The 16,863-nt window shown below is 67.8% G+C and carries 12 protein-coding genes and 1 pseudogene; 7 read left to right on the forward strand and 6 right to left on the reverse strand.

Annotated features, from left to right (window positions below; translation table 11 throughout):
- Window positions 1–65: 65 nt before the first annotated feature.
- On the reverse strand, window positions 66–692 hold the full coding sequence (locus HB724_RS17175) for a TetR family transcriptional regulator (RefSeq protein WP_213982170.1): 627 nt from the start codon (window positions 690–692) through the stop codon (window positions 66–68).
- 125 nt (window positions 693–817) lie between these two features.
- Here HB724_RS17175 and HB724_RS17180 point away from each other — a divergent pair, with 125 nt between their 5' ends.
- Window positions 818–1,276, forward strand: coding sequence for a MarR family transcriptional regulator (locus HB724_RS17180; protein WP_213982171.1), 459 nt, complete (start codon window positions 818–820; stop codon window positions 1,274–1,276).
- 24 nt (window positions 1,277–1,300) lie between these two features.
- Window positions 1,301–2,362, forward strand: a complete 1,062-nt coding sequence (locus HB724_RS17185; RefSeq protein WP_213982172.1) for an FUSC family protein — start codon at window positions 1,301–1,303, stop codon at window positions 2,360–2,362.
- A gap of 22 nt (window positions 2,363–2,384) precedes the next feature.
- Here the strand turns inward: HB724_RS17185 and HB724_RS17190 are convergent, their stop codons facing one another.
- The 4 genes from HB724_RS17190 to HB724_RS17205 all read right to left on the reverse strand — a co-directional run bounded on the left by HB724_RS17190 (window position 2,385) and on the right by HB724_RS17205 (window position 7,686).
- Window positions 2,385–3,077, reverse strand: coding sequence for a GNAT family N-acetyltransferase (locus tag HB724_RS17190; protein WP_213982173.1), 693 nt, complete (start codon window positions 3,075–3,077; stop codon window positions 2,385–2,387).
- Between the two features lie 33 nt (window positions 3,078–3,110).
- Complete coding sequence (locus tag HB724_RS17195; RefSeq protein ID WP_213982174.1) at window positions 3,111–4,886, reverse strand: IlvD/Edd family dehydratase; 1,776 nt, start codon at window positions 4,884–4,886, stop codon at window positions 3,111–3,113.
- 149 nt (window positions 4,887–5,035) lie between these two features.
- Entirely contained in the window at window positions 5,036–6,475 is a 1,440-nt protein-coding gene (locus HB724_RS17200; RefSeq protein ID WP_213982175.1) for a sugar porter family MFS transporter, read from the reverse strand.
- Window positions 6,476–6,570: 95 nt separating this feature from the next.
- On the reverse strand, window positions 6,571–7,686 hold the full coding sequence (locus HB724_RS17205) for a LacI family DNA-binding transcriptional regulator (protein ID WP_213982176.1): 1,116 nt from the start codon (window positions 7,684–7,686) through the stop codon (window positions 6,571–6,573).
- 163 nt (window positions 7,687–7,849) lie between these two features.
- On the opposite strand from HB724_RS17205, the gene HB724_RS17210 reads away from it, so the two are divergent.
- On the forward strand, window positions 7,850–10,249 hold the full coding sequence (locus tag HB724_RS17210) for a glycoside hydrolase family 3 N-terminal domain-containing protein (protein WP_213982177.1): 2,400 nt from the start codon (window positions 7,850–7,852) through the stop codon (window positions 10,247–10,249).
- 125 nt (window positions 10,250–10,374) lie between these two features.
- Window positions 10,375–11,394 carry a cupin-like domain-containing protein gene (locus HB724_RS17215; RefSeq protein WP_213982178.1) on the forward strand — a complete coding sequence of 340 codons (1,020 nt, stop codon included), beginning with the start codon at window positions 10,375–10,377 and terminating at the stop codon, window positions 11,392–11,394.
- 174 nt (window positions 11,395–11,568) lie between these two features.
- Here HB724_RS17215 and HB724_RS17220 read toward each other — a convergent pair whose 3' ends face one another.
- Complete coding sequence (locus tag HB724_RS17220) at window positions 11,569–13,725, reverse strand: alpha-glucuronidase family glycosyl hydrolase (RefSeq protein ID WP_213982179.1); 2,157 nt, start codon at window positions 13,723–13,725, stop codon at window positions 11,569–11,571.
- 126 nt (window positions 13,726–13,851) lie between these two features.
- Between HB724_RS17220 and manD the strand changes: the two genes are divergently transcribed.
- The 3 genes and pseudogenes from manD to HB724_RS17235 form a co-directional block, all read left to right on the forward strand.
- Window positions 13,852–15,063 carry a D-mannonate dehydratase ManD gene (gene manD, locus HB724_RS17225; protein ID WP_213982180.1) on the forward strand — a complete coding sequence of 404 codons (1,212 nt, stop codon included), beginning with the start codon at window positions 13,852–13,854 and terminating at the stop codon, window positions 15,061–15,063.
- A gap of 14 nt (window positions 15,064–15,077) precedes the next feature.
- Window positions 15,078–16,232, forward strand: coding sequence for an endo-1,4-beta-xylanase (locus HB724_RS17230; RefSeq protein WP_213982181.1), 1,155 nt, complete (start codon window positions 15,078–15,080; stop codon window positions 16,230–16,232).
- Window positions 16,233–16,320: 88 nt separating this feature from the next.
- Window positions 16,321–16,863 (forward strand): annotated as a pseudogene (locus HB724_RS17235) (hypothetical protein); the annotation flags it as partial.

Consider the following 16,863-nt stretch of genomic DNA (forward strand, 5'->3'; position numbering starts at 1 on the left):
GTGTGGGGAGTTCGCTCGCGGAGGAGTGTGACCGTCAGCCTCTCCCGCACGAATGCCGATACGTTCTAATCGCGATACAGCGCATGCGCCGTCGCAGATACCGCGGCACGGACGCGCTCCCATCCCGCTTCGTCGTTCAGCGCGATGCCCATGAAGCGCCCGCCCGATGCCGCGGCGAGCACGAGCTGCTGCACGCCCGCCACCAGCAGCGCATTGGTCATCGGCGCATCCACGCCCGCCGGCCGCCGCAGCGTACCGCGCTCGCGCGCTACCCAGGCCGCCAGTGCCTTGCCTCGCGCGGCGGAGAAGCCCTCGGCGAGCGGGGAAGGCTCGGCCAATTCCCAGGCGATGATCCGCTGGGCAAGCCGATTGGCCCGCAGCGCGTCGAGCAGGCGCGTCGCGAGACGCGCCATCAGCTCGGCATAGCTGGCGGGCGGCGCCGCGCCGGGGGATGCCGCCAGTGCCTCCTCCAGCCAGCGGGCGAGATCCTCGCCGATCGCCTCGGCCAGTCCGTCGAGCCCGCCGAAATAGCGATAGATCAACTGCTTGTCGCATCCGGCCGCCCGTGCGATGGCGTTGACGCCCCAGCCCGTGAAGCCGCGTTCGGCAAGCAGATCCGCGGCAGCGGCGAGGATAGCCGCCCGCGTGCGCGCCGCGTCGCGCGGCCTTTTCTCCCGATCCCTGTCCGGCATGGCGCATGCTTTATCACCAGTCAGTGACACGGTCCACCACGCCGCCATATCACCGAATAGTGACTATTGCCCACAAATAGTACTGAATATTGACTATCAATCAGACGTACCGCACACGATCCCGTATGACCGAAGACTCATCCCCCTGGATGCACGTCACGATGCCCGCGCTGCTCCGCCATGCGCGCACCACTTATGGTTCGGCGATGCGCGCCGCGCTGGCGGAGGGTGGCTATGACGATGTGCCGGCCAACGGCATGTACGTGATCGGCGCGCTCGCCCTCAATCGGACGCCGCTCAGCCAGATCGTCCGAGAGCTGCGCGTCAGCAAGCAGGCCGCCGGCCAGTTGGTCGATGCGCTGGTGCTGCGCGGCTATCTCGAGCGTCAGATCGATCCCAGCGACCGGCGCCGGCTGACCGTCAGCCTCACCGAGCGCGGCAGGGCGGCGGCCGCCGCGCAGCGCGAGGCCGGCGATGCGATCGACGCGGCGCTGCTGGCTCGGCTCGGCGAGACCAAGATCGCCCATGCCCGCGAGGTTCTCGCCACCTTGATCGACCTGCGCGAGGAAGCGGAAACCGAATAGCGCCGGCCGGAAAGGGAAATCGCCATGAAGCTGCAACGACTTTGCGGCGCGCATCTGCACGACACGCTGCGCTGGTCGCACGAGGCGCGGTTCGACGGCCGCACCCTGGCGATCGCGGCGATCGGCGCAGGCGTGCCGATCCTGGCGGGGCTGGCCGCGGGACGGCCCGCGCTCGGCCTGACGATCGGCCTGGGATCGATGCTGCTGGCCGGCGACATGCCGGGCGAGGCTGCACCCCAGCCGCGCCCGCCGCTCGGCACGATCCTGCTCCCGGTGCTGCTCGCCGTGGTGCTGGCGACCGCGCTCGCCCCTGTGCCCGGGCACGACGTCGCGACGATCGCGCTGGCCGGCTTCGCCGCGACGTTCACCAATTACAGCCGCCCGGCGGCGATCGGGGCGATCCGCTTCATCGTCTATTTCGTCCTCAACCTCAGCCTGATGGAAGGTGCGGGCGCGCATGGCGGCGGCGCGGCACTGTTGTTCGGCCTCGGCGCGCTCTGGCGGGCGGAACTGCGCATCGCATTCCGGAAGCGGGGCCACGCACCCAAGGAGGTCATGCCGGCCCCCGGCCGCACGCCCACGCCGGCGCAGCGGCGCATCCACTGGCGCCGCACGCTGCGCACGCTCCAGGGCTGGCAATATCCGCTCCGGCTCGCCGCGGGGCTCGCCGCCGCCTGCCTGGTCCGCGATCTGTGGCCGGCGCATCATTTCGGCTGGATCATCCTCACCGTCGCGCTGCTGACGCCGCGCCAGATCGAGCATCTCCCGGTCCAGATCACCCAGCGCGCGATCGGCAACCTCATCGGCGTAGGCGCGGTGGGCATGATCCTCCACGCAAATCCGCCACTCGCGGTGCTCGGGCTGCTCGCCGCCCTGCTGGCGACGGTCGCCCCGCTGGCGCGGGCGGGCAACTATCTCCTCTATTCGGCGGTCTCGACGCCGGTGATCCTGCTGGCGATGGACATCGGCAAGCCGCTCGAACCCGCGCTGCTCGGCGACCGGCTGATCGCGACGCTCGGCGGCTCGGCGATCGTCGTCGCGGCGAACCTGGCGATGGACCGCTGGCTTTGCGCCTCAGCCGCCTGAACGCCACTATTGCAAATCATTATCATATTTCCTGCGACCGGTTCGCACACTCCAGCACCGTCACGTCGACTGCGCAGCGCAGGCGAAATCCCAGCCGCTCGTACAGGCCGATCGCGCCGAGATTGTCGGCATAGGCGTGGAGGAACGGCGTCTCCCCGCGCGCCGCGATCCGCTGCGCCACCATCCGCATCAGCGCGCCCGCCAGGCCCTGGCCGCGGAAATCGGGATGGGTGCAGACGCCGCTGACCTCGGTGAAGCCGGCGGGCTTCATCCGCTCGCCCGCCATCGCGATCAGCCGCCCGTCGCGCTTCACGCCGATAAAGTCGCCGAGCCGATGGGTGCGGGCGAAGAACGGCCCGGGCTCGGTAAGCGTCGCCAGCGCCAGCATCTCCGCCGCATCGGTATCGCCAAGCGGCACGAAGTCGCAAGGCGCATCCCAGGGGGCGAGCGTCTCCGCCACCATCTGCACGCCCTCGCGCCGCTTCCCGACGATCGTGCCCGGCACCGGCAGCAGGGGCTGCCGCTGGAGCAGGATCGCCGGTCCCGTGGCGGCGATCAGTCCCCCCAGCGCCGCCAGTGCCTCGGTGCCATGGTCTTCCGCCGCAGCGAAGATGGCGTATTCACCGTCATAGCGCAACGCCCGCCCCTTGCCGCGCGCGAGATGCGCCTGCGTGGATCGGAGCGCGCTCCAGGCGGGATTGTCGAGCGGATGCATGGCCAGGGCTCTACGCCCCGCCATGCGCACGCATCAATGATTGTGGCGCGGCGTCTTCTCGCTGGTGCGGCGATATTTCACCGCGAAGTCCAGCACGCCGCCCTCGCCAAGCTGCCCCACCTTCTCACGGTACAGCTCTTCCCAGGGCGTGTTGCTCGCCGGGATCGGCGGCGCGGGCTCGGCCTTGCGGCGGGCGATCTCGGCCTCGTCGACCAGCGCGTCGCAGCGGCCGATATTGAGATCGATGCGGATCGTGTCGCCGGTACGCAGCCAGGAAAGCCCGCCCCCCGCCGCGCTCTCGGGCGAGGCGTTGAGGATCGACGGGCTGTCCGACGTACCCGACTGGCGGCCGTCGCCGATCGTCGGCAGGCTCATGATGCCCTTCTGGATCAGGTGATCGGGCGGCTGCATGTTGACCACCTCGGCCGATCCGGGCCAGCCCAGCACGCCCGCGCCGCGGATCACCAGGATGCAGTCCTCGTCGATGCCGAGCGCCGGATCGTTGATCCGATGATGATAATCGTCCGATCCGTCGAACACGATCGCGCGGCCCTCCAGCACGCCCTCATGCCCCGGCCGGGCGAGATAGCGGGCCCGGAAATCGTCGGAGATCACGCTGGTCTTCATGATCGACATGTCGAACAGATTGCCCTTGAGCACCAGGAAGCCGGCCTTCTCCATCAGCGGGCGCGCATAGGGGAAGATCACGTCGCGATCGATGACGGCGCGGCCGGCGACATTCTCCGCCATGGTCCTGCCGGTGCAGGTCGCCACGCCGCCGTCGATCACGCCCGCCTCGATCAGCTCGGCCAGCACCGCAGGGATGCCGCCGGCGCGGTGGAACTTCTCGGACAGATATTTGCCCGCCGGCTGCATGTTGACGATCAGCGGCAGGTCGTAGCCGGTCATCCAGTCGTCCGGCGTGATCTCGATCCCCGCATGCTGCGCCATGGCGTTGAGGTGCGGCTGGGCGTTGGTCGAGCCGCCGATCGCGGTGAGCAGCTTGATCGCATTGAGGAAGCTCTGCCGCGACAGGATCTTCGAAGGCCGCAGATCCTCATAGGCCATCTCGACGATGCGCTTGCCGGTCTCATAGGCCATCTGGCCGCGCTCGCGATAGGGCGCCGGGATCATCGCGCAGCCGGGCAGGCTCATGCCCAGCCCTTCGGCGATCGAGTTCATCGTCGATGCCGTGCCCATCGTGTTGCAATGGCCCGAGGACGGCGCGCTCTCCATCGCGCGCTTGAGGAATTCCTCCTCGTCGATCTCGCCCGCGGCCATCTTGCGGCGGCTGCGCCAGATGACGGTGCCCGATCCGACCAGCTCGCCCTCGTGCCAGCCGTCGAGCATCGGCCCGCCGGAGAGGACGATCGCCGGGATATCGACGGTGGAGGCCGCCATCAGCGAGCTCGGCGTGGTCTTGTCGCAGCCAGTGGTGAGGACGACCGCGTCGATCGGATAGCCGTTGAGGATCTCGACCAGCCCCAGATAGGCCAGGTTGCGATCGAGCGCGGCGGTCGGCCGGCGGCAATTCTCGAAGATCGGATGGAGCGGGAACTCCATCGGCACGCCGCCCGCCGCGAGGATGCCCTCGCGGACGCGCTTCACCGTCTCCAGATGGATGCGGTTGCACGGCGCGATGTCGCTGCCCGATTGCGCGATGCCGATGATCGGCTTGCCGCTGCGCAGCTCGTCCGGGGTGATGCCGTAGTTCATGAAGCGCTCGAGATAGAGCGCCGCCATGTCGCTGCGGCCGGGCGCGGCAAACCATTCGCGGGAGCGGAACGGGCGGACGGGGGTACGGGTCATATTTCCTCACGATCCTCCCCGGCACGGGGAGGGGGACCAGCCGCAGGCTGGTGGAGGGGGCCCAGCCACACGCGACGTCCGTTGGGGCAATCCCCCTCCACCACCGCCTTCGGCGGCGGTCCCCCTCCCCGTGCCGGGGAGGATCGAGTTCAGCCCTCCATCGCCTCCAGTTCCTTGCCCTTGGTCTCGACGATGAACTTCTGGACCAGGAAGAAGCTGATGACGGCACAGACCGCGTAGAACGTGTAGCTGGTGGCCAGGCCGATGCTTCCCAGCATGATCGGGAACGACTGGGCGACCAGGAAATTCGCGAACCATTGCGCGAAGCCGCACACCGCCAGCGCCGAACCGCGGATCTGGTTCGGGAACATCTCGCCGAGCATCACCCACATCACGGGCCCCCAGCTGATGTTGAAGAACGCGGAATAGGCCAGCGCCGCGACCACCGCCACCTTGCCCATGTCGCCGGGCAGGACCAGCGTCCCCGCCTCCAGCGTGCCGGTGGAGAAGGCATAGACCATGGCGAACAACGTCGCCGCCATGCCCGCCGAACCGATCAGCAGCAGCGGCTTGCGCCCGATGCGATCGACCAGGCCCACCGTGACGAAGCACGCCAGGATCGAGATGCTGCCCGAGATGATGTTGGTCATCATCGCTTCGGATTCGGAGAATCCGGCCGCCTGCCACAGCGTCGCGCCGTAATAGAAGATCACGTTGATGCCGACGAGCTGCTGGAACACCGCAAGCAGCAGGCCGGCCCAGACGATCGAGCGGACGCCTAGGAAGCCGCGCCCGCCGGCCGGGGTCAGCACGTCGCTGAGGCGCGGACGGTGATCGGTCGAGAAGCTGGCCTGGATCTCGGCGAGCTTGAGCGCGCCCTGGGTCGGGCCGAAGAGGTTCGTCAGCACGCGCGTCGCGCTTTCGTTGCGGCGCTTCGAGACGAGGTATCGCGGGCTCTCCGGAATGAAGAACAGCGCGATGAGAAACACGACCGCCGGCACCGCCTGCAGCAGATACATCCACCGCCAGGCCTCGATATCGAACCACAGCGGGTTGAGCGACGGCACGTCGCCCGGAACGGTCGGGCGCGCGGCTCCTTGCGCGAGATAATAATTGGCGAAGAACGCGGCGGTCAGGCCGGTGATGATCATGATCTGCTGCACCGTCGTCATCCGGCCGCGAATGTTCGCGGGGGCGACTTCGGAGATATAGGCCGGCGAAAGCACGCTCGCCGCGCCCACCGCGATGCCGCCGATGATGCGGGCGATGACGAAGATGGTGTGATCGTGCGCGATGCCCTGCACCAGCGCGCCGCCGATGAAGAGCACCGCGGCGATCCGCATCACGTTGCGGCGGCCCATGCGGTCCGCCAGCGTGCCGGCGAAGAAGGCGCCGACGACGCAGCCGATCAGCAGCGAGCCGACGGTGAAGCCCAGCCCGGCATCGTCCAGCGCGAACGCCGCCCTCAGCCCCGGCTGCGTGCCGTTCACGGCGCCGCTGTCATATCCGAAGAGCAGGCCGCCGATCGTCGCCACCGCGACGATTGCGCCGATGAGGCCGATATTGGCCCTCTCCCCCACTTGATTCATCCGCTCGATCCTCTCCTGCACACCCGCGCGACGGGCGGGTTGTTAGCGGTAACGGTGGCCGCTTCGCCAGTGAAAAGCAAGCTGCCTGTTGGGCTTCAGCGGCGGTTCGGCCCGCCGGGCCGGCCGTGTCCGATCGCGGGCCTGCGCGCCGCCGCATCGGCGCCGGGCGGCGGCCCCGAGGATTCGCGCACGATGAGCTGATGGTCGAGGATCTGTTCCTTGAGCGCCGCATGCTCGGAGGCGCGCTCGGCGCGCAGCCGCGCCAGGAGCTGGGTCAGCGCCTCCTCCGCCATCGCCGCGATCGGCTGGCGGATCGTGGTCAGTTCGGGCCATATCGTGGTGGCAAGCGAGGTATCGTCGAAGCCGACGACGCTCAGATCCTGCGGCACGTGCAGCCCGCGGCGATGCGCGACGCCCACCGCGGCGGCGGCCATGTCGTCGTTGCTGGCGAAGATCGCGGTCGGCGGGTTGGGCCGGTCGAGCAGCCGCTCGGTGGCGACGATGCCCGATCGGAAGGTGAAATAGCCCTGCTCGACCGGCACCGATGCCAGATCGATCCCGGCCGCCTCCAGCGCGGCGGCGAAGCCCCGAAAGCGCTCGGTGCTCGACGTCTGGTTGGGATTGCCGCGAATGAAGCCGATATTGCGGTGGCCGAGATCGAGCAAATGCCGCGTCATCGCCCCCGCCGCCTCGAAATCGTCGATGCGGACGTTCAGGCTGCGCTCGGGCGGCATGCCCATCGCGACCGAGACCCAGGGAATCCCCGCCGCCTCCAGCTCGGCCCGCACCGGCGCGGCCTCGGACAGCGGCGGCGGCAGGATCACGCCCTCGACGCTGGTCGAGGCGAAGCTGCGCGTCGCCTCGGCCTGCTCGTCGGCGCGCTCGCCTTCGCACGCCTCCAGCACCAGATGGCAGCCGGCGCGGCGTGCGGCGGCCAAGGCGCCGATCAGGAATTGCGAGAGATAGGCCGCGGAGGGGTTCGAATAGAGCAGCCCGATCTGGGTCGCATCGCCCGCCGCCAGGCTGCGCGCCGCGCTGTTGGGCGAATAATTGAGCTTGGCGATCGCTTCGAGCACCGCGGCCCGGGTCGTCTCGCGCACGTTCGCGCCGCCGTTCACGACGCGAGATACGGTCATGGCCGACACCCCCGCGGCGCGCGCCACGTCCTGTACGGTAACTGTGCCCCGGCTCCGCCGACTGGGTCTGCTCATTCCCACTCCTGACAAGGGGCATAGGTTCACGTTAACAAGATTGCAATCGGCTACGCGCCGGTGGAGAGTTGGTTGACCGGCCCGCTTCGTGGCCCCTATAACTGATAGCGCTACCATAATATCGAGACGGCGCAGGGGCGCCGCGAGCCCAAAGGAGAGGATCTTGCGCAACTTCCGCCGCATCGCCGCGCTTGCCATTGCCGCCACGGCACTCACCCCGCTCCTGGCGCCCGCCGCGCAGGCGCAGACCGCCGCCCGCGCCGAAAAGCCGCTCTACAAGGATGCCGCGCAGCCGATCGAGGCGCGCGTGGACGACCTGCTCAAGCGGATGACGCTGGAGGAGAAGGCCGCGCAGATCGTCGCGATCTGGGAGCATAAGGACCGCATCCAGACGGTCGCCGGCGAGTTCGATCCCGCCAAGGCGAGCCAGGCATTCCCCAACGGGCTGGGCATGGTCTCGCGCCCTTCCGATCGCCGCGGCGTCGCCGCGCAGGCGAACGGCGCAGCCGGCGTCACCGCCAACGCCTCCAACCGCAGCCCCGAGGAAACCGCCCGCTACATCAACGCCGCGCAGAAATGGGCGGTGGAGAAAACCCGGCTCGGCATCCCGATGCTGATGCACGAGGAAGCGCTGCACGGCCTGGTCGCGCCGGGCGCCACCAGCTTCCCGCAGTCGATCGCGCTGGCCAGCACCTGGGATCCCAAGCTGCTGGAGCAGGTCTTCTCGGTGGCCGCGCGCGAGGCCCGCGCGCGCGGCGCCAATCTGGTGCTGGCGCCGGTAGTCGATGTCGCCCGCGATCCGCGCTGGGGCCGGATCGAGGAGACCTATGGCGAAGACCCATATCTCGTCTCCGAAATGGGGCTGGCGGCGATCCGCGGCTTCCAGGGCACCACGCTGCCGCTCGCCAAGGACAAGGTGTTCGTCACCCTCAAGCACATGACCGGCCATGGCCAGCCCGAGAACGGCACCAATGTCGGCCCCGCCTCGCTGGGCGAGCGGACGCTGCGCGAGGATTTCTTCCCGCCCTTCGAAAAGGCGGTGAAGACGCTGCCGGTGCTGTCGGTGATGGCCAGCTACAACGAGATCGACGGCATCCCGAGCCATGCCAACAAATGGCTGCTGACCGACGTGCTGCGCGGCGAATGGGGTTTCCAGGGCGCGGTGGTGAGCGATTATTTCGCGATCCGCGAGCTCGTGACGCGCCACAAGATGTTCAAGGACGTCAAGGATGCCGGCGCCCGCGCGATCGATGCCGGGGTCGATGTCGAGACGCCGGACGGCGAGGGCTATGACCGGCTGCTCGATCTGGTCCGCGAAGGCCGCGTGACCCAGGGCCAGATCGACAATGCCGTGCGCCGCGTGCTTCGCATGAAGTTCGAAGGCGGGCTGTTCGAAAATCCCTATGCCGATCTCAAGGCCGCGGCGAAGAAGACCAATGCGCCCGACGCGATCGCGCTGGCCCGCCAGGCGGCGCGGGAATCGGTGGTGCTGCTCAAGAACGGCGAGGGCCTGCTGCCGCTAGACGCGGCCGGGATCAAGCGGATGGCCGTGATCGGCACCCACGCCAAGGACACGCCGATCGGCGGCTATTCGGACGTGCCCAACCATGTCGTCAGCGTGCTTGAGGGCATGCAGACCGAGGGCAAGGGCAAGTTCCAGGTCGATTATGCCGAGGGCGTACGCATCACCGAGGGCCGCGTCTGGGCGCAGGACGCCGTCACGCTGACTCCCGCCGCGACCAACGACAAGCTGCGCGCCGAGGCGATCGAAACCGCGAAGAATGCCGATGTCGTCGTGATGGTGCTGGGCGGCAACGAGGCGCTGAGCCGCGAAGCATGGGCGGACGGCCATCTGGGCGACAGCGAGACCCTCGATCTGGTCGGCCCACAGGACGAGCTGGCGAAGGCGATCTTCGCGCTCGGCAAGCCGGTGGTGGTGATCCTGCTCAACGGCCGCCCCTATTCGGTCAATTACCTCGCCGAGAAGGCCCCGGCGCTGATCGAGGGCTGGTATCTGGGCGAGCAGACCGGCAACGCGCTCGCCGACGTGATCTTCGGCCGCGCCAATCCGGGCGGCAAGCTGCCCGTATCGATCGCGCGCAATGTCGGGCAGCTCCCGATCTACTACAACAGGAAGCCCTCGGCCCGCCGCGGCTATCTGTTCGGCGACACGAGCCCGCTCTATCCGTTCGGTTACGGGCTCAGCTACACCAGCTTCGACATCGCGGCGCCGGTGCTGGCGACAAGCGCGATCGGCATCGACGACAATGTGAAGGTCAATGTCGACGTGACCAACACCGGCAAGCGCGCCGGCGACGAAGTGGTGCAGCTCTACGTCCATGACGACGAGGCTTCGGTGACGCGGCCGGTGATCGAGCTGAAGCGCTTCCAGCGCGTCACGCTCCAGCCGGGCGAGAAGAAGACGGTGACGTTCGAGCTCAAGCCCGAGGATCTCGCGCTCTACAACGTCAAGATGAAGCGCGTGGTCGAGCCGGGGACGTTCACCATCTCCTCGGGGCCGGATTCGGCGACGCTCAAGAGCACCACGCTCACGGTGAAGTGATGCCGCGGAGCGTCGCGGCCACCGCCGCGACGCTCATGCAGGCAAATATCCAAACGACGCCAGTCACACCCCGGCAACACAATGGACACCCCCGCGGCATAGCCCAAGGCTCCAGCAGGTGCCCGATGCCGCCGCCCAAGCCCAGTCCGCTTCCCGAGATCGCCGCGATCGACGCGCGCAGCTTCCGCGAGGAAATCGCGTGCGGCTATGCCCCGGTGGTGATCCGCGGGCTGGTGCGCGACTGGCCGCTGGTGCGGGCCGCCAATGCCTCTGCGCAGGCCGGGCGCGACTATCTGCTGCAATTCGATTCCGGCGCGCGAGCCGAAATCTTCGTCGGCCCGCAGGCGATGAAAGGCCGCTTCTTCTACGCCCCCGACATGCGCGGCTTCAATTTCGAGCGGCAGCAGGGGAGCTTCGCCGAGACCTTGCGCTATCTCGCCGAGCTGGCGGATCGCGACGATGCCCCACACCTCTATGCCGGGGCCGTCGAGACCGGCAATGCCCTGCCCGGCTTCGCCGAGGCCGATCCGCTGCCCCTGGTCGAGGGTCTCGGCGCGGTGCGGCGCGTGTGGATCGGCAACCGATCGATCGTCAGCGCGCATTTCGACAGTTCGGACAATGTCGCCTGCGTCGCGGCCGGACGGCGCCGCTTCACGCTGTTCCCGCCCGATCAGGCCGCCAACCTCTATATCGGCCCGATCGACAACACGATGGCGGGCCAGCCGACCAGCCTGATCGATTTCGCCGAGCCCGATTTCGATCGCTTCCCGCGCTTCCGTGAGGCGCTGGCGGCGGCGCAGACGGCCGAGTTGGAGCCCGGCGACGCGATCTACATTCCCGCCTTGTGGTGGCATCATGTCGAGGCGCTTTCCGCCTTCAACATCCTGGTCAATTTCTGGTGGGCGGATTCGCCGGACCAGGATGCCCGGTTCGAGGCGATGGTCTACGCCATATTGGCGATCAGCCATTTGCCGCCCGAGCGCCGCCAGGGCTGGTCCGCGCTGTTCGACCATTATGTATTCAAGCGCCACGGCGAGCCCGCCGCGCACCTGCCGCCCGAGCATCACGGCCCGCTGGGCAAGCCGACGCCGCGGCTCCGCCACTATGTGAAGACGTTCCTCGCGCGCGGGCTGCAACGGCCTTAGCGCGGATCGATCTCCGGCATCCGTGCCCACCATCCGTCACCCCGGCCTTGTGCCGGGGTCCACCGGGATGCTGGGAGAGAGGCTGGAAGCGTGAGGGCTCGTGTGCGGATGAGTGGACCCCGGCACAAGGCCGGGGTGACGATGGGCTTTGGCGACTACCCTCCCTACTCCCCCCTACTCACCCCTACCCGGCGCATAGGGGGTGCGGATCGCCTTGTACCAGTCGAGGTCGTGCGGCGGCGCGGCATGGCCGGCGGGGAGCGGACGCTTCGAGACCGACTGGAAATAGGCGATCGAGGCATCGCGCCACCAGGTCGCCTCCCTGTGCTGGATCGCCAGGAAATCACGCACTTCCTCCCAGCGGCGCTGGTCGATCCGGCCCTTGAAGGCGTCCCATTGCACCTGCATCGCCGCGACCTCGTCCACGCCGCGATCGTAGCGGGAGACGAGTTCGTCCCACAAAGTGCGCCCCGAACGCATGCGATAGTCCCAGGGCACATGGTGGAACCACAACAGCAGCCGATCGGGCACGGTCTTGAGGTTGCCCCACTCCGCCGCGACCTGCGGCGCATATTGGGAAAGCGCGTCGCTGCCGGCCCTGGTCCGGTCGAAGCCGATGCCGTTCGCATCCGCCTTGTGGTAATAGACTGGGTTCCAATCGGGCCGCGCCAGGTCCGCGACCCAGGGGCCGGGGCCGTAATGATGCCCCGTCGCCATCAGATGCCCCAGCCCGAGCGGCGTCATGTAATCGACCACCGCCTCGCGCGAACGCATCATCATCCGCACGATCGGCTCGGCAATGGCGGGATCGTTGCTCCAGGTGAGGTGCGCCCAATCGCGCGCCACGTCCTCCGCGCGCGACTGCGGATCCCAGGCGAAGCGGCCAAAGGCGTACCAATTGGCCTGATCGAACTGCGATCCGCTCCAGTTGAAGTCGCTGCCGATATTGGCGACCCCGGCCATGCCCGTGATCGCGTCCGCATCGACCGGCTTCTCGATGACATCGGCGACGGTCGAGCCCTTGCCGGGCCGCCAGGTGTCGGCCTCCAGCGCCTCCTCCCACATCGTGCCGAGATAGGCGAGGTGTGTCGCGAAGCCGAGATATTCTTTGGTGATCTGGAATTCCATCATCAGCGGCGTCTTGGGCATCGCGCCGAACAACGGATGGAAGGGCTCGCGCGGCTGGAAGTCGATCGCGCCGTTCTTGACCTGTACCAGCACATTGTCGCGGAACTTGCCGTCGAGCGGCTGGAATTCGGTATAGGCCTGCTTGTGCCGGTCCTCGGGGTTCTCGGCCGCATAGACGAAGGCGCGCCACATCACGATGCCGCCATGGGGGCGCAGGGCGTCCGCCAGCATGTTGGCGCCGTCGGCATGGGTGCGCTTGTAGTCGGCCGGGCCGGGCTGGCCTTCCGAATTGGCCTTGACCAGAAAGCCGCCGAAATCGGGGATGATGCGGTAGATCTCGTCCACCTTCGCCTTCCACCAGGCGATCACCGCGGGATCGAGCGGATCGGCGGTCTTGAGCCCGCCCAGCTCGATCGGGGCGGAGAAGCGCGCGCTGAGGTACACCTTGATCCCGTAAGGACGGAACACGTCGTCCAGCGCCTTCACCTTCTCCAGCCATTCGGCGGTCAGTATCTCGGCCTTGCCGTTGACGTTGTTGGGCACCACGCCGTTGATGCCGATCGAGGCGTTGGCGCGGGCATAATCGGTGTAGCGCGGATCCTTGTAGAGCGGCAGCTTCTGCCAGTCCCACAGCGATTGCCCGGCATAGCCGCGCTCGACATGGCGATCGAGATTGTCCCAATGATCGAGCACGCGGACCTGAAGCTTCGGCACGTCGATAATATCGAGCTTGTCGATCGGCTGGCCGGTCTGGATCAGCTTGAGGAAGCGGAACGTCCCGTAGAGCGCCCCGACATCGCTGTTGCCCGCGATGATGGTGACGTGGTTGCCGCCGATCGTCGCGCTGCGGATCAGATAGCCTTCCTTGCCGAGCCTGGCGAACGGCAGGTCCATGCCCTTGAGCAGCGGCGAATCCGCCCTGGTGACCAGCACCGTGCCGTCATGCATCACCGTTTCGCGCTGAACGAGAGCATAGCCGAACATCGCCTTGAAGGCGCGCTGCAGCTCGTCGGTGGCGGCGCGGATCGTGGGGCGCGCATTGGGCACCACGAAGTTGGTGAGGACCGGCCGATAGTGCGCCTTCGCCGCCGAATCGAGCGGCTGATAGCGCAGCCAAAGGTCATATCCGTCTTCGGCACATGCTTGATTCGCAACGCCAAAAACCAAAAACGCAGACAAAATAGTCAGCAATTTCCGCCACATCGGCATCCACTCCCCTGGGCAGTCGTCCGCCGCCGTTGACAAGGCTGTAGCAGCTTGCCCATGGTAGCGCTACCAGATGGCGCACGGCTCGAATGCGCCGAACCAGGAGGGGCACCAGGCGCGCCGATGGCCGAGATTGTTTCCGCACGCGTCATCATCACGTGCCCGGGCCGGAATTTCGTAACGCTCCGGATCGAGACCAGCGACGGCGTCGTCGGCCTGGGCGACGCGACGCTAAACGGCCGCGAGCTGGCGGTGGCCAGCTACCTCACCGACCATGTCATCCCCTGCCTGATCGACCGCGACGCGCACCGGATCGAGGACATCTGGCAGTATCTCTACAAGGGCGCCTATTGGCGGCGCGGGCCGGTCACCATGTCGGCGATCGCCGCGGTGGACATGGCGCTGTGGGACATCAAGGGGAAGGTCGCTGGCCTCCCCGTCTATCAGCTGCTGGGCGGCGCGAGCCGTGACGGCTGCATGGTCTATGGCCATGCCAACGGCACGACGATCGAGGAGACGATCGAGGCCGCGGTCGCGCATGTCGAGCAGGGCTACAAGGCGGTGCGGCTCCAGGCGGGCGTGCCGGGCCTCAAGGCGACCTATGGCGTCGCCAAGGCGGGCCAGCGCTATGAGCCGGCCGACGCATCGCTCCCCACCGAGAGCCTGTGGTCGACCGAGAAATACATGCGCTCGGTGGTGCCCCTGTTCGAAAAGGCGCGCGAAGTGCTGGGCTGGGACGTGCATCTGCTCCACGACGTCCACCACCGGCTCACTCCGATCGAGGCGGCACGGCTGGGCAAGGATCTGGAGCCGTTCCGCCTGTTCTGGCTGGAGGACGCGACCCCGGCCGAGAACCAGGAAGCGTTCCGCCTGATCCGCCAGCACACGACCGTCCCGCTCGCGGTGGGCGAGATCTTCAATTCGATCTGGGACGCGAAGCACCTCATCGAGGCGCAGCTCATCGACTATGTCCGCGCGACGATCGTCCATGCCGGCGGGCTCACCCATGTCCGCCGCATCGCCGCGCTCGCCGATCTCTACCAGGTCCGCACCGGCTGCCACGGCGCGACCGATCTCTCGCCGGTGACGATGGCGGCGGCGCTGCACTTCGGCCTGTCGGTGCCCAATTTCGGCATCCAGGAGCTGATGCCGCACACCGCGCTGACCGACGCGGTCTTCCCCCATGCCTATTCGTACCAGGACGGCATGATGCACCCCGGCAACAAACCCGGGCTAGGCGTGGAGATCGACGAGGAGCTGGCCGCGAAATACGAATACAAGCGCGCCTATCTGCCGGTGAATCGGCTCGAAGACGGCACGATGTTCAATTGGTAACCGGGAGTAATGGCATGACGGGATTCACGCGGCGCGACATATTGGCCTCCGCCACGGCGCTGGCCGCTTCGGGCATCGCCGCGCCCGCCTTCGCCCAGAATGGTGCGCCGGGGCTCAACGCGCGCGCCGCGAAGAACGGCCTGCGCTTCGGCTCCTGCTTCCTGTGGGGCGAGCCCGGCATGGATACCGGCTCCTATGCCAACCCGGACTATGCCAGGCTGATCGAGCAGGACTGCGGCATCCTGGTGCCCGAAAACGAGCTCAAATGGCAGCGCACCCGCCCCACCCCGACCAGCTTCGACTTCACCCGCGCCGACGCGATGCTGGCCTGGGCGGAGGCCCGCAAGATCCCGATGCGCGGCCACACCTTGTTCTGGGCCAAGACCGAATATTTCCCGGACTGGCTGAAAACCTATGATTTCGGCCCCAATCCTTCGAAAGAGGCCGATCGCCTCCTGACCGAGCACGTCGACACCCTCTGCCGCCGCTACGGCAACCGCATCGTCGCCTATGACGTGGTCAATGAATCGGTGGACGAGAAGACCGGCGACCTGCGCGAGTCCGTGGTCACCAAGGCGTTCGGCGGCACCCAGGCGATGCTCGACCATCTTTTCCACCTCGCGCGCGATGCCTCGCCGAACGCGCAGCTCGTGTACAACGACTATATGAGCTGGGAGCCGGAGAACGAGATCCACCGCGCCGGCATCCTCAAGCTGCTCGAAGGCTTCCGCAAGCGCGGCGTCCCCGTCGATGCGCTGGGCGTCCAGTCGCACATCAGCCTGAAAGGCGAAGGCACCGCCGGCCAGCTCGCCGCGCGGCAGGAAAAGCCCTGGCGCGAGTTCCTCGATCAGGTCGTCGCGATGGACTACAAGCTGGTCGTCACCGAGATGGACGTGAGCGACAAGGGCCTGCCCACCGATTTCAAGCTGCGCGACGCCGCCGTCGCCGAATATGGATCGGCCTATCTGGAGATCATGCTCTCCTATCCCCAGGTCCATGACGTGCTCGTCTGGGGCCTGTGCGACAAGTTCAACTGGCTGAACAATTTCAAGCCGCGCGAGGACGGCACGATCAAGCGCGGCGTGCCCTATGACGAGCATTACCAGCCCAAGCCGCTGCGCGACGCGATCGGCAAACAGTTCGACCGGGCGCCGGCACGTTCCGCCTGAACGATACGGCTGCGGTTCATAATTGCCGTGCTATAAGGCTGGTAATGGTCAAGGCCGGCAATCGGCCCATGCCGCAGGGAGCAAGGCGATGGCGGCGCCCGCCGCAAGACAGGGATATTCGTTCGAAGCAACGCTCGAACAGGGCGGCCTCGATGCGGCCGCGCTGCATGCCTTTGCCGACGCCATCGCTGCGCGCCACGCCAATGCCCCGGCGGCATCGGGCGCGACATTCCTCCAGCGGCTGAACGATGCCGCACGCACCCCGGCCCAGCGCGCCGAGCTCGCGCTGCACCGGGCCGATATCGATCGGCGCGGCCGGGCGGGCCGGGTGCGCCGCCTGGGCGACGGCATGCCGGGCGACGTGCTCCACGATCTCGCCGCGCCGCTCGTGCAGATGCTGCAGGACAAGCTGCCGGCCGAAGCGAACGTCCTCGCCAACCGCTATCTCGACATGAACCCGCAGGGCGCGACCGGCTGGGCGCTGCTGCCGCTGCCCATCTCGCTGCGCCCCGGGCGGGAGGGCGTTCCCGCCCCCGCCGAACGCGCGCGCCAACCCCCCGGCCCCGGCCGGGGGCGGTCCGGGGCCCCTCCCGGCCCGCGCGGGCGGGAGCGGGGGCGGGGGGGGGGGGGG

The organism is Sphingomonas sp. dw_22 (assembly GCF_018449795.1).
Lineage (GTDB): Bacteria > Pseudomonadota > Alphaproteobacteria > Sphingomonadales > Sphingomonadaceae > Sphingomonas.